This is a genomic window from Pullulanibacillus pueri, assembly GCF_014639255.1.
Classification (GTDB): domain Bacteria; phylum Bacillota; class Bacilli; order Bacillales; family Sporolactobacillaceae; genus Pullulanibacillus; species Pullulanibacillus pueri.
Window position 1 is genome coordinate 16,923 of sequence record NZ_BMFV01000033.1, and the last position, 12,899, is coordinate 29,821.

At 39.0% G+C, this 12,899-nt stretch carries 12 protein-coding genes; 1 reads left to right on the forward strand and 11 read right to left on the reverse strand.

What is annotated here, in order from left to right; genetic code table 11:
• Positions 1-4 precede the first annotated feature (4 nt).
• From IEV91_RS16995 to IEV91_RS17005, 3 genes are all read right to left on the reverse strand, one after another.
• Entirely contained in the window at positions 5-808 is an 804-nt protein-coding gene (locus IEV91_RS16995; protein ID WP_188498629.1) for an N-acyl homoserine lactonase family protein, read from the reverse strand.
• A 241-nt stretch (positions 809-1,049) separates the two neighbouring features.
• Entirely contained in the window at positions 1,050-2,198 is a 1,149-nt protein-coding gene (locus IEV91_RS17000; RefSeq protein WP_188498630.1) for a 5-methyltetrahydropteroyltriglutamate--homocysteine S-methyltransferase, read from the reverse strand.
• Positions 2,199-2,864: 666 nt separating this feature from the next.
• Positions 2,865-3,029 carry a hypothetical protein gene (locus IEV91_RS17005; protein ID WP_188498631.1) on the reverse strand — a complete coding sequence of 55 codons (165 nt, stop codon included), beginning with the start codon at positions 3,027-3,029 and terminating at the stop codon, positions 2,865-2,867.
• A 251-nt stretch (positions 3,030-3,280) separates the two neighbouring features.
• On the opposite strand from IEV91_RS17005, the gene IEV91_RS17010 reads away from it, so the two are divergent.
• On the forward strand, positions 3,281-3,982 hold the full coding sequence (locus IEV91_RS17010) for a YjjG family noncanonical pyrimidine nucleotidase (RefSeq protein WP_188498632.1): 702 nt from the start codon (positions 3,281-3,283) through the stop codon (positions 3,980-3,982).
• 75 nt (positions 3,983-4,057) lie between these two features.
• Here the strand turns inward: IEV91_RS17010 and IEV91_RS17015 are convergent, their stop codons facing one another.
• The 8 genes from IEV91_RS17015 to IEV91_RS17050 form a co-directional block, all read right to left on the reverse strand.
• Complete coding sequence (locus IEV91_RS17015; protein ID WP_188498633.1) at positions 4,058-5,506, reverse strand: glycoside hydrolase family 32 protein; 1,449 nt, start codon at positions 5,504-5,506, stop codon at positions 4,058-4,060.
• A 430-nt stretch (positions 5,507-5,936) separates the two neighbouring features.
• Entirely contained in the window at positions 5,937-6,722 is a 786-nt protein-coding gene (locus IEV91_RS17020) for a helix-turn-helix domain-containing protein (RefSeq protein WP_188498634.1), read from the reverse strand.
• 558 nt (positions 6,723-7,280) lie between these two features.
• Positions 7,281-8,303: a hypothetical protein gene (locus IEV91_RS17025; RefSeq protein ID WP_188498635.1), complete on the reverse strand. Its 1,023-nt coding sequence runs from the start codon at positions 8,301-8,303 to the stop codon at positions 7,281-7,283.
• A 60-nt stretch (positions 8,304-8,363) separates the two neighbouring features.
• Positions 8,364-8,819, reverse strand: a complete 456-nt coding sequence (locus IEV91_RS17030) for a sigma-70 family RNA polymerase sigma factor (protein ID WP_188498636.1) — start codon at positions 8,817-8,819, stop codon at positions 8,364-8,366.
• Between the two features lie 118 nt (positions 8,820-8,937).
• Positions 8,938-10,209 carry an SH3 domain-containing protein gene (locus IEV91_RS17035; RefSeq protein ID WP_188498637.1) on the reverse strand — a complete coding sequence of 424 codons (1,272 nt, stop codon included), beginning with the start codon at positions 10,207-10,209 and terminating at the stop codon, positions 8,938-8,940.
• Positions 10,210-10,509: 300 nt separating this feature from the next.
• Positions 10,510-11,466 carry a nucleotidyltransferase domain-containing protein gene (locus IEV91_RS17040; RefSeq protein WP_188498638.1) on the reverse strand — a complete coding sequence of 319 codons (957 nt, stop codon included), beginning with the start codon at positions 11,464-11,466 and terminating at the stop codon, positions 10,510-10,512.
• 69 nt (positions 11,467-11,535) lie between these two features.
• Positions 11,536-12,120 (reverse strand): hypothetical protein, encoded by a 585-nt coding sequence (locus tag IEV91_RS17045; RefSeq protein WP_229745631.1) that lies wholly within the window; start codon positions 12,118-12,120, stop codon positions 11,536-11,538.
• Between the two features lie 203 nt (positions 12,121-12,323).
• On the reverse strand, positions 12,324-12,890 hold the full coding sequence (locus IEV91_RS17050) for a GNAT family N-acetyltransferase (RefSeq protein ID WP_188498639.1): 567 nt from the start codon (positions 12,888-12,890) through the stop codon (positions 12,324-12,326).
• Between the last annotated feature and the right edge of the window lie 9 nt (positions 12,891-12,899).

The following is a 12,899-nucleotide window of genomic DNA, read 5'->3' on the forward strand; positions in this document are numbered from 1 at the left end:
CCTTTTATGCCATCACTTCAGGTTTTACGTTCGGATCATGGTTGGCAATTACCCTCAGGCAGTCCTCTCTTTGCGAAAAATCCTGCACCCATTGTAAGGATTGGTAGGCTGCCTTTTTATCTGTTGTGAGCCCTGGTAAAATCAAATGCTCCCAGGACCTTGTAGCATAGCCAACATCACTTGCCAGCAGTAGCCATTGATCTTGTAATCGAATTAACAATGAGACCATGCCCTCACTATGCCCAGGCGTATGAACCAGGTACAGTGTGCCATCAGCAAATAAGTCATAACCCTTTTGATAAGGTCCAAAGGGGATACCCTCGAGTTTAAAGGTATCTATGGGAATCCCTTTCCACATTGACTTTATGTAGCCCAACTGTTTTTGCGCAGCTCGCCATTCCATTTCACTAGTAAGAATCTTCTTGGCGTCTTGTACATGCCTTAAGCCGCTCACATGATCAGAGTGCATATGTGAGAGAATCACATAGTCTATGTCCTTAGTCTTTATTCCTAATCTTTGTAGTTGCTCCGCTATAGAATCCCCTTTAGGGAGCTCCCCCTTAAACATCGAATAAGCAAAGCTTCCTAAATGACGTCTTGGGTTGACTCTTATCTCTTCGTGCCACCCCGTATCGACTAAAACTGTCCCCTTGGAATGTTCAATTAAATATGAGGAAACTGGAACCCATAGCTTTTTCTCTTTTCCTCTGAACCAGCCTGTATAGGGTGCCGGATGAAGACTCTTCTCTCTGTAAGCTAAAGAACGATCAATGTAGACTCTCCCCGTGTGCAGAATATGGACTCTCATGATCCATCACTCTCCCATTAGATGACACATCATCTATTTATGTTTAATAATAAATGACACGTCATTTATATGCAACATAAAGGCTGAGTGAGCTCATCAACACTCAAGTCGTTTAGATCAAAAAATCGACAACATCCATTCGAGAACATCAAGAATTTTTATATCCTGCTTAAATAAACATACAGACCTACCTATAGAAACGGGGCGCCCGTTACAATAGATAGGCCTTGAGTGTAAACAATCATCTCATAGACAGTTTGGTCGCTGATTTATCCCAAACCTTTTCTGCTAAATGAATGACATGCTTGAGTTTATCCCATTGCTCTTCTTCACTTAGTAGATTCCCCTCTTCCGAACTCGCAAAGCCACATTGCGGACTTATCGCTAGGTTTTCTAAAGGAATATACTGACTTGCTTCCTGAATTCTTTCTTGAATAACAGCTGGGTCCTCTAATTCAGGGTGTTTTGAAGTTATTAATCCCAAGACTACTTCGATATCACGGCGTTTAATTGCACTTAAAGGTTCGAATCCACCGCTACGCTCAGTATCATACTCTAAAAAGAAAGCATCATAATTTAATTGATCAAAGATAGGCGTGACATAATCATAGCCACCATCTGAATGCAGATGCTTCGAGCGGAAGTTTCCACGGCACATATGAACGGTGGTTATCAAATCTTTGGGTTTATCTTGCAGAGCGATGTTCGTCGTGTCAATGATCAACTGTAAAATGGCATCCTTACTTAATCCTGTCGCATCTATCATGCGCTGAGTAAACGTCTCATCGTTAAACCCTGTAAAAGTCGTATCATCAAATTGAAGATAACGACAGCCCGCATCATATAAAGCCTGCACAACTTCGCGATAAGCCACCCCGAGATCATGAAATAGATCGACGGCATTGGGATAAATCTCTTTTTCCTTTTCATCGATAGAGCGGTACATAATCACACTCGGAGCGGGAATGGCAAACTTAGCGACTTGTGTACCATCGCCATACTTCTCCACTGCTCGCTTCAAAAACTTAAAATGCTCTAGCATATAATGCTGGTTATTTTTAATCTTGCCTGTAATGATCGAAGTAATCGGCTTAGGTGTATTCCCACCACCAAATGTTGCTTTTCTTTCTTTCTCGATCAACTCAATGCCTTCAAACCCAGAAAAGAAATCATGATGCCAAACGATTCGCCTAAACTCGCCATCTGTGATCGTTTTTAGACCCACTTCAATTTGCTTTTGTACAATCTTTTCGATTTCTCTATCCTCAACATCAGTTAAAGCCGCTTTATCAATTGTTTTACTCGCATAAGCTGCTCTCGCTTGCTTTACGGGCTCTGTTCTAAGAAGACTCCCAACATGGTCCGCCTTCAATGGTAATTTCCCTGCCATCGCTATCCTTCTCCCTTCGTACTCCAAAAGTCATAAAAATATGAAAATCAAATAATTCTCTATTTAAAGATCAGTATACCACGGGAGATCAAAAGCTGCGAAGTGGATAGGTGTGACGTTATTTTTTATAGGCAAGTTTCTTAAATATTTTAATCACTATTAAATAAATAAAATAGAAGACAGCGATATCAAAGAGCAGGAAGTCTTAGAAAGTGACCCCAAAAAGATTTTAACACCAAGATGTACTGTCATGAAGTAGCAAGCGGATTGGAGCGAAAGACGCGAGACTCCTTCGGGAACAGCAACCAGCGTTACTTCTCGAATAAACTTCGAGTTGTTCCGAGAAAGCTGACGACGAAGCGATACGCGTAGACGCAGGAACAGGGGTTTTGTAGCCTAAATATTTTGGAACACAAATTGTCCATTCCAAAATTAGCTGAGGCCGTGCCCGAGGAAAGCGAGCGTTCTGAAGCGGAAATCCACACCGTCCTAATGTCCAGAATTTTCTACTCCTCAAAAAAGCGATACTTCCCTTCAGTTCTCATCCCTATACTAGGAATAAAGGAAAGCACTAATACGAGAAAAAAGCTAAAACCAAATGAATATAACGAAGCACCTTTCTTCATAGACTCCCCCTTTCTATCACATTCCCAAATGGATCTCTGCTTATTTCTTTCTCTCTTCTTTAACCGTTAAGATATTCGCCTCTGTGCCGTACTCCAAACGAATGGTTTTCCTTACATCCGCTGGTGTTCTAGCCGTGACGGAGCTGATTTGTTTTTGCCCGTTGACTTCGGTTTCTACGAGAAAGCATTTTGCCCCACATCTCATCTGTTCATCCCCTTTCAAGACGATGGCGCCTAATCTATTCCTTTTAAACTAAGTTTTTGTAAGGCTACTTTATTAAGGAGGCTATAGCCTTTTCCTTTTTTCTCTATTCATCCTTCTTTTAAAAACTCATGCAGTGTATAATTGTTTACTATAATCCGTCAAGATGATTATCTCCCCTTGCTCACGGCAATGTGAGATATCCTCTATTATTATCGTCTTGCCTTTATATTACTATCAAGAGGTGGATAGACATGAACATGTACAAACATATTATTTTCGATTTAGATGATACAATCCTTAATTTTCAAGAAGCGCAAAAAGTCGCTTTAAAGGAAATCATCACGCGTTATAAGCTTCCCTATACCGAAGAAACCATTGCCTGCTATAAGCAGATCAATAATACATTATGGCACCAATTCGAGGAAGGCGTTATTTCTCAGAATGACATATTTACAAACCGTTTCTCTCTTTTTTTAAAGGAGTTTCAAATCATTGAAGACGGAGCACAGGTAGAAGCCTTCTACCGTGAGCATTTAAATGAGGGCCATAAGACGATGCCCCATGCACGCGAAGCCTTAAAGGCTTTAAAGCAAAAAGGCTTTAAGCTTTATATTGGAACCAACGGTGTCGGCGTAACGCAGCGAAAAAGATTAAAAGATGCGCATCTAGAAAACTATTTTGAGGCGCTTTTTGTTTCTGATGAGATGGGTGTTCAAAAGCCTCATGCAGCATTCTTCACCTATATTTTTGAGGCCCTAGGAACAGATCAAAAAGAAAATGTCCTTATGGTCGGGGATCGCCTCACCTCAGATGTTCAAGGGGCAGTCAATGCCGGCATTGATTCAGTATGGTTTAATCCCGAAAACATCCTACCGTCATTTGAATCCCCACAGAGCACCTATACCATTTCCGATTTAATCGAGCTTCCGGACTTATTAGAAAAGTCATCTTGAGTTCCAACTTAAATCACTTCGGCACCACTCGCTTATGAAGTGAGTGGTGCGCCCAAGTCTTTAATATAGAGTCGTTTAACTGTTTAGTGTGTATATTTCGCAGTGTTTTAGTTTAACAGTCCCGCCATCAGCAAACCAGTGAATCTCTTTGCATGCCTGACTTGGAAATATCAGGCTTGTCATGACAACTTCTCCATCTTCTGCAAACAATTCTACAGAACAGTGATCGACAATGAGACGAAGACTCAATCGCTTCTCTCTTAAAGCGATAGCCACACCTTGCGTTTCAGAAAACTCTGGGTGGAAGTCGACTTTTCCAGAACAACTGCGATCAATGTAGAGCCAGTTCTCGTCACATCGATAACCAATAGACGTGTGTTCACGATCAGCCGTTTTGATTTGAATACCGAACCCTGCAGCATTTTTCCATTCAAACTCTGCAATCACTTCAAAGGCTTCGTGTTCTACCAAAGAAATCAATGGGGCATCCGGTTGGATTATACTGGCCTCCATAGTTTTCACGAGTTGCCTAACAGTCACCAATTCTTCGACTGGATGTTGGAATAATCGGATCCCTTCTGCCGTCGTGCGAAGTTCCAGCTGTCGAGGTAGTGTCAAAGCCCCTCTCCATTCCTTTGTAGGAGTCACATTCGCATATTTAGGACTGCTCATCCAGCCAAGATACATTCTGCGACCATCTTCTTCCGGAATATCCGACCAACTCACGCCCGCATAATTATCTCCACCATAATCCAGCCATAACACAGTCTCTTCCTTATTTTCATTTACAAAGGTAGTCCCATCAAAATACCCGACAAAATATTGAGTGCGTGGTGCTCCTGGGATATGAACACTCCCTACACTAACCAGCAATACCCATTTTTTCACCTGATCCTTGTCTTCAACGGGTAATTCGAATAAGTCGGGACATTCCCATACGCCATCCCATTTTCCTAGATTAGAACTGGCAAATGCACTCCGGTAAGACCAGTCAGTTAAATTAGAGGAGGTATAAATAAGCACCCGTTGTCCTGCGGCTACTACCATAATCCAAGACTGCGTCTCATCATGCCAGAACACTTTCGGATCGCGAAAATCAGTTTCCTGCTCATTAACCAATACTGGATTGCCATCATACTTCGTCCATGTTCTGCCCGCATCTTTACTGTAGGCCAGGCTTTGCCGTTCCAAAACACCTGTATCCGTATCCAAATGATGTGTGAAGATCGCCACTAAACCTGGTTGCCCATCGAAGAAACCGGTTGTGTCCTGCCAATCCACGACTGCGCTTCCAGAAAAAATCGTTCCCAATTCATCCGGAAACAGAGCAATCGGCAGGTGTTCCCAATGAAGCAAATCCTGACTTACCGCATGTCCCCAATGCATCGTTCCCCAGGTTGTTCCAAAGGGATGATGTTGAAAGAATAAATGATATTCACCTTGGTAATACACTAAGCCATTCGGGTCGTTTAGCCAGTTTTCACGGGCTGTGAAATGCAATTTCGGTCGCTCAATCACCCTCATCGTTTTCCATCCTCTCCATCGTTCATCAGCATCAGCTTGCTTTAAGTTTTTCAAGAATCCATTCTAATATTTTAAAATTCTATTTATTTATACTTTTCATCTTAACGGATCATGTAAGAAAAAACATCAGGTAAATCAAAATGAATTTGAAACAGTAAAAAAAATAGATGAAATTTTAAGAAAGTTTAATAGGGTTATCTTCCCTTTGAAGATAACCCTCAGTAAGTCAACGATTCATCTCTTATTCTTAAATTGCTACACAGCTTGGCGGCACCCCTGACGTGATTTTTTAAATCACATCAGGGGTGCCGGTACGGTGCAACCTTAATTTGTGAAGGCGTATGCCTGAAAATCAAACTGAGTTTAACGAGCGGTGAAGCGCAGGGCAAGTTTTCTAATGTCTCTATGGAAAAAGTACACTTTTTTAACATTAAAAATGGCTGACCTTATTTCTTACTTTCTTTTTCAGCCTAAAACTTAATCTGTTCACATGCTCCTCATTTTTCACCAGGAGTTTATAGGCTTCAATAATAGTTGTCGTACGCGCTAAAACGTAAACACCAATACTAATGAAAAAAATAAAAATTGGGTAATAAGGCACCAAAACGCCTTGGGCAACCCCTTTCCTTTCTAATCCATAAGCGATTATGCCGACAAAAAGTGGACAAAGTCCAGCCATTATTATAGGAATATATCTTTTCTTAATCCCTTCATACCTCGCCTCCAACGCTTTAAGATACTTTTCGTCGAACATCAATGGCTCTTGCTTTAACACTCTGTATTGACTGTCCTCTATGAATCCTGAAGACAGAAACATGACGAAGCCTAATGCCGCAATAATGATGATGAGAAATGAATATACTGCTGGATTCTCAAAAATAAAATAGGGGACAAAGGCTAATGCAATTAGGCTGAGACCCCAAGCAACTGACTTAGCCAGTTTGAGTTGATTTAGTAAAAATCCTTCCGCCATTTCTTTACTTACGTAATAGCCATCTTCATCGTCAGGATGTTGTTCCACAACATCCTTTAACAAATAATCCATAGACACCTCAAAGATATTTCCGATCATGAGAAGCTTTTCCGTTTCCGGAAAGCCTTGACCGTTTTCCCATTTGCTAATCGCTTGTCTTGTTGTGCCTAATTTTTCAGCTAAAGCCTCTTGAGAAAACCCCTTGCCTTTTCTTAATTTATAAAGTTTTTCTCCAAATCCCATATACAGGACCTCCAATTAATTTGATAACTAAAGTGTATTAAAACATGGCTCACTCAGCTATCTTTTATCAAAGACAATTTGTCAACTTCAGGTTGCACTGATGTCATCCCCTGTTATTTGAGCAAAATTTGCGCACTCGCCGAAAACCATTTACCATAATATACCACAAATTAATAATTTCGAATCACCTCTCTAGACATCATCCTTGTGATATTCCAATACAACAACTTGGATCCTGAAGTATAAAAATAAATATTTTCATCCCAATGCTTTTCTCGTCATTTAGGAACCACTAATACAAAGGTATTTTTAATATAACAGAATATTAAATACTTTCCATTGGGATTTTGTATATATATTGTTATAATAAAGGAAATAACAGGTAAAGTTACTGCAGTGGGTCTTCCTCTCACTGAGAAAAAGAGACATCTTGTTAAATATGCAGATAAACATTTACTTGACCAAAAAATACTTTCACTAATTGACTTTGTCCTAACTGAAAAATATGCTTCACTATAATAAAAACGGAAGCTCCAAATGACAAAGCTTCCACAATTTTTAATTCACTTTTTTATAGCCCTCAGGAATGGTAAGTAATTTTTCATCTATGCCTTTATTAAACTTTAGCCTCGTCGTCTTCATAAACTCTATTAGGTTCCCTTTCTTGTCATAGTTTTCCATTCTTAACAAGATACCTGTCCCCTTATTGATCCACATTTTAAATGAGGTGATCGGTGTTTTATCTGCGGACAATCGGTTGATATGGCCTGTTAATATCACTGCTTCGTGCCCAAGGTAATTCGCATTTTGGCTTTCGATATCCCAATCTGTATTTTTCATCAAATAAGATTCTGCAATTTCAAACGGAAACAAGGTACTGCTTCCATATAACATAACGGGTCTATTTCTTGGACTCCAAGCTGTATGCCCATCACTCAAAGCCCCTTTAATTTCATCTAGCTTTATAGGTTTTCCTTTCTGATAGCCTATCTGACCTGACGTATTATAAGTCTTATCATGATATAGATTAATATGCTTTTTACCTGTATTTATTTGAATTTGTGTTTCATCTGTACTCCTTACCTTGACATAAGATTCATAGGTATTGTTTTGGAATGCCAAGGAATAGTCTACTGTATCCTTATCATCCTTTTTAACGCTTCCCATATCTGTAATAAAAGACCCTTGTACTGAATTAAAATAGTCCATTGTATTCATCATTCTGTACAGCACTTCAGCTTTCGTTAAAGTCCTGCGATCTTCCGATGGCGAAGCCTGAGTAGAAGTATCCCCCTCTTGATTGCGATGGGGTTGTAATGACTCCGCTTGATGAGTGTTCTTAGAGACGCCTTCAGAAGAATAAGGCGTATGACTATGGTGGGTCAAACTGTACAACAACAAGAAACAGATGAATACCACTGCTGCACTCATCCCTCCACGGACGCCTCTATCAAAATAAATTTCCCACTTCTTTTTTTGGCTTTTTTCAGAGCGCTTAATGCCCTTCATCATTGATCTATCTAGTAATTTTTCGGGAATATCAATTTTATCAATTTCTTTTTTAAAGGCATCATAATCCATGTGAATATTCCTCCTTGAAAAAGAGATTTAACGCCTTCAAGCCACGATGTATTCTTGTCTTTACATACCCTCAGGGGTGTTCAGTGTTTCTGCTATGTCTTTAATTTTAAAATCATAATAATATCTAAGGATAATGGCGGTTCTTGTTTCATAATCTAATGTCTCTAGTGCCTCTTTCAGTGCTAAATGATTAACAACTTCTGTAGATAACTCACTATGTATAAATGGGGCCTCGTCGATTTCTTCATGAATAACGAGTCTTTTTTGTTTTCTAATAAAATCTAGTGCACTATGAATCAATATTTTAGTGATCCACGTGTTAAAAGCTTCTATGCTTCTTACATTTTCATAGTTCTGATAGGCTTTAAACATCGTTTCCTGCACTATATCTGTGGCATCATGCTTATTTTTCACATACAAAAAGGCCGTTCTGTACAGTTTATTTTTTATTGGCTCGACTTGAGCTAGAAACGCCTTCTTTTTGCTTGCATCTCTTTTCTTAAAAAAGCCTGGCACTGACCTCCACCCCCTTATATACTAAAGACGCACAAGGCTTTAAAACCGTTTCAAATTTTATAAATGTATAAAAAAAAGCCTACACAGGAGTGTAGCATATCCCATGTAGGTTTTTTGTTTAATAGTTACTTAATCCTGAAACCGGGGTTTGGATGATCACCGGGCTTTTAGCAGGATCTAACCACTTTAATATTTTTAAGACGTTCGATTGTGCTGTATCAGTACAGCCCAGTGTATACCCACTTCCCACGTGGAAGAAGATCGCACTCCCTTTATATGGCGTGCGACTCGTATTATAGTTAATCACAAAGCCATAATTATAAGCAGAGATATTCATATTTTCAGCACTCTTCCATTGTCCTTGCGTTTTACTTCTTGATTGCCAGGTGTTATAAAGCGAGGATTTAGGATCATCCACCCAAACATCGTCGCTCGTGATTTTTCGATACGACAATTTGGTTCCTGGATTCGCATAACGTCCAAAGGCCGTTCCAATCGTGTACTTACCAATCGGTGACTTCTTACCGCCCTCACTCATACTTGATGTGAGTCCATACTTACCTACATGCCCAGATATCGTGAGCACAGGATTCCACTTTCCACTTGCATTTTTCTCGAAGGTGCGAATTGTAGCCGCATTCGTGCTAGAGCTGCTTGTGGTCACGAGAATAAGCTGACGGTTTCTGCTTACTGTTTTTAATTGATCTGCCACATTACTCTTATGCGCCGGTTTGCTTGTCGTTGTTGGAGCAGGCTGCGACTTTTTAACAGATGTCGTGGTAGATGTCTTCTGAGTTACTGTCTTTTTGACGACGGGTTTTGTTGTAGATAAATATTTATTAGACACCCAACCCGTTTTATTATTTACCTTGATCTTACTCCAAGAGCCACTTGACTCATAGACTGTAACTGCCTGTCCTTGTTTTATCATCATAATGGCTGGATGATTGGTTCCAGCGCCACTCCTTACATTCAAAGAACTGACTGTCACATATTTCGTTACTGGTTTTATAGTTTCTTCTGCTGACTTTGTAGATGTTTCTACTGTCTTTGTAGGCGTAGCGGAAGTAGAGGTTTCCTTCTTTGCCGTTTCTTCTTTTTCCGCTTCAACTTTTTTGGCTTCTTGAGCAGGGTCCTTGGTATTTTCAGTTTGAGTTTTCTTAGCGTCGGACTTTTTTTCAGTAGTCTCTTTTTTGTCCGTTTTTTTATCGCTTGCCTCTTCATGGGTTGCCTTGACGACATCCGTTTTCTCCACTTTTGGTGTTGCTTGATGAGAAGATAATGTTGGCGGTTTTTCTGCCCCTCTACTCGAAAAGACCAAAACTACAATTAAACCGATCGCGATGGTCACCAATGCACCAATAAAAATTTTCTGTTTGTTTCTTTTCATTCTTCTCCTCCTTCTACACTGCTCACTATTGAATCTTTGACGTTAGAGAATATCGAGTATATCACCACACAATGTGACCGTCACTCCACTAAACTCCTAAATATAGTCAATTATTATATCGGTCAAACTGCTGATTTGTTTAGTAAAAAGAGGAAATTTAAAAGATTTTGGAACGGTGATAAACGCGCTTAACCATTAACATGAACATTCCTGACTTGACCGTTTTCCACTCTCTCCCGTCCTTTAACCCCAAGACTTCATTCAAACCTTCTCTACAAAAAGAACGGTCTGTGATTATGTTTAAATCGAGAGGCTCAAGAGTTCTTCACTTAACCTACATATTTCTTTTACCTTATTGTCATCTAAAGGAACAAATCCTATTTTCGTCAAGCCTTTTTGTAAATCCCTCGGCAAATGATCATAATACGTCTCAAAGGAGCGCCCTTCTGAAGTTTCAAGAAATAACCATAATGCTTCACTATACATCTGAAAGAGTATATTTAGATATTCTTTTTTATTCAATAATCGTTGGATCTTTCTTTCACATAAACGATCATGAAGTTCAAAGAGATCATTAAAAGCATATCCTTTCTCTCTAAGATGCTTGCGGAAATGGCTCATTATTTGCTGAACCTCTGAAACATTTACATCTAATTTAAAGGGGGAAACGGATTCAAATTGATGGAAGACCTCTAAGTCTTGAGTTCTAGGAATCAGATGCTCGTTTGCCAGAGAATGATAGTGATAGAGTAAGTATAAAAAACCAGCCTCCGTCCAAGCCCCTGTAGCAGCAATTGTTGCAGAATAATAATGCTGTTGCTTTACACACTCTAAGGCAAATCTTCTTCTTTCTCTTACGATCATAGAGACATGTTCCATCATCTTGTTTCTCCCTATCTCTGAGTAAAAATAGTCTATCGCCCATGTTTTTATCGCATTTAATGTGCCTCCTTCATCTTTTATAATTGAAATCTCTAGTAGAAACCTGAAATCCCAAGGTGATGCCTCAATCCTACTTTTATTTGGTAACTCAATGATATGTAATTGTTCTAATTGAATGATCTCACCTTTGAAAATAATGTCTGTCTTTGTCGGGGGCACTTCAATGTTTCTGTATACCGTTAAATCTATATCACTATATTCATCAGCTTCTCCTCTTCCTACTGAGCCCCCTACATAGGCATAAGTAATGTCTCTCTTTTCCTCTTTAATAAACTCTCTTGCCCTTGTAAGTAATTCATCGCTTTTTTGTGCCACTATTCTCCCCCTAAAAAATGACATTTTATAGTATCCTATTCTTCTTGAATGAACAACCGAATTCAGCGATTAAAAACATTCTCGTAATTTAAGGGAGAGCTCTTTATTATTAACGATAAAGTCTCTGATTGGGAGAACGATAAAATAAGGAGTTGCCTCAGTATTTGCTAGTAAACAGTCATCATAAATCAAACTTATATTTAATTCTTTTAGAGGCTCTATTTCATTTTTCATGAGATCATTTGACAGTTCTACATATAATGTCTGACTAGATTCATCAATGGATCGTTCTAATGAAAAACGTCCAGCAAGGCTCCCAAACCATACCCTAAAGGATTGGTATATTTCATTAAATTGATTTAATGTATCCTCCGCTTCAGTGAATAAGACTTGGTAAAATAAGTTTTTCTTTTTAATAAACACTTGCTGATCATTGATCGGGTCTTCAGAAATGGACTTCAATATGTCATCCCATAATTCACTGTAGCGCTTAGCAAAGTCATTCCGAAATCCACATTCCTTGGGTATGTAAGGAAATTTTAGTTCATCCTTATCCTGTTTTTGGTTTAGAAAGATATTTTGAATATAAACCAAAAAGTTTAATGAATAAGAAGCCTCTGTCCTTATTTGTAATGAATTTTTAATTTCATACACTCCCTATTTGTTACGTTTAAAAATCATCTTTTTATTCTTGTTTGTTCATTCTCTTTGTCCTTTACTTCAATAAAAAAGGACAATCTCCTTCATGAAGATTACCCCTGTTGATAAAATTTCATTATTGCCAGCAAAATTTCAGGAATTCCTATTCACCTACAAAACATTCAAAATAAATAATGTCTGGAGCACCCAACCCTTTGTCACAAAGACGGTGTAAACTCTTCCCTCAAAAGAGCATAATTTGCAATGTCTATAAATTTTCCCTTTATAAAAAGTGTCTGCCTTGCAACGCCTTCGAAGGTCATCCCTAATTTTTCTAATACCCGCTGTGATTGTTTGTTTTCCAACATGATTCGTCCCTCCACACGATTGAGTCCCAATGTTCCAAAACCATATTCTAATAGTTTTTGAGAAGCTTCAGTTGTCATTCCACGCCCCCAATAATGATGGGATAAGACATAAGCGATTTCGGCTTTAAAATGGTCAGGACTCCAATTAACATAATCAATAGTGCCAATCATTTTCCCTTCACTTTTAAGTTCTATGGCCCAAGTTAACTTCCCTTTTTCTTTATATGCATTGGTAATGGATTCTAAAAAGTGTTGGCTATCCTCAATGGACTTGTGAACATCCCATGGCACGTAGCGAGAGACCTGCGGTTTAGAGGCATATGCAAATAAATCCTCGACATCATTAAGAGTGAGTTTTCTCAGTATTAAACGCTCTGTTTCTAATGTAGGTACATCAATTTCATGCTTTTGAATCAATTGCTTTCC

What these genes read in the sequence shown, in the direction of transcription:
- IEV91_RS16995 (WP_188498629.1), bottom strand. Translation starts at nt 808, where the DNA reads ATGAGAGTCCATATTCTGCACACGGGGAGAGTCTACATTGATCGTTCT.
- IEV91_RS17000 (WP_188498630.1), bottom strand. Translation starts at nt 2,198, where the DNA reads ATGGCAGGGAAATTACCATTGAAGGCGGACCATGTTGGGAGTCTTCTT.
- IEV91_RS17005 (WP_188498631.1), bottom strand. Translation starts at nt 3,029, where the DNA reads ATGAGATGTGGGGCAAAATGCTTTCTCGTAGAAACCGAAGTCAACGGG.
- IEV91_RS17010 (WP_188498632.1), top strand. Translation starts at nt 3,281, where the DNA reads ATGAACATGTACAAACATATTATTTTCGATTTAGATGATACAATCCTT.
- IEV91_RS17015 (WP_188498633.1), bottom strand. Translation starts at nt 5,506, where the DNA reads ATGAGGGTGATTGAGCGACCGAAATTGCATTTCACAGCCCGTGAAAAC.
- IEV91_RS17020 (WP_188498634.1), bottom strand. Translation starts at nt 6,722, where the DNA reads ATGGGATTTGGAGAAAAACTTTATAAATTAAGAAAAGGCAAGGGGTTT.
- IEV91_RS17025 (WP_188498635.1), bottom strand. Translation starts at nt 8,303, where the DNA reads ATGGATTATGATGCCTTTAAAAAAGAAATTGATAAAATTGATATTCCC.
- IEV91_RS17035 (WP_188498637.1), bottom strand. Translation starts at nt 10,209, where the DNA reads ATGAAAAGAAACAAACAGAAAATTTTTATTGGTGCATTGGTGACCATC.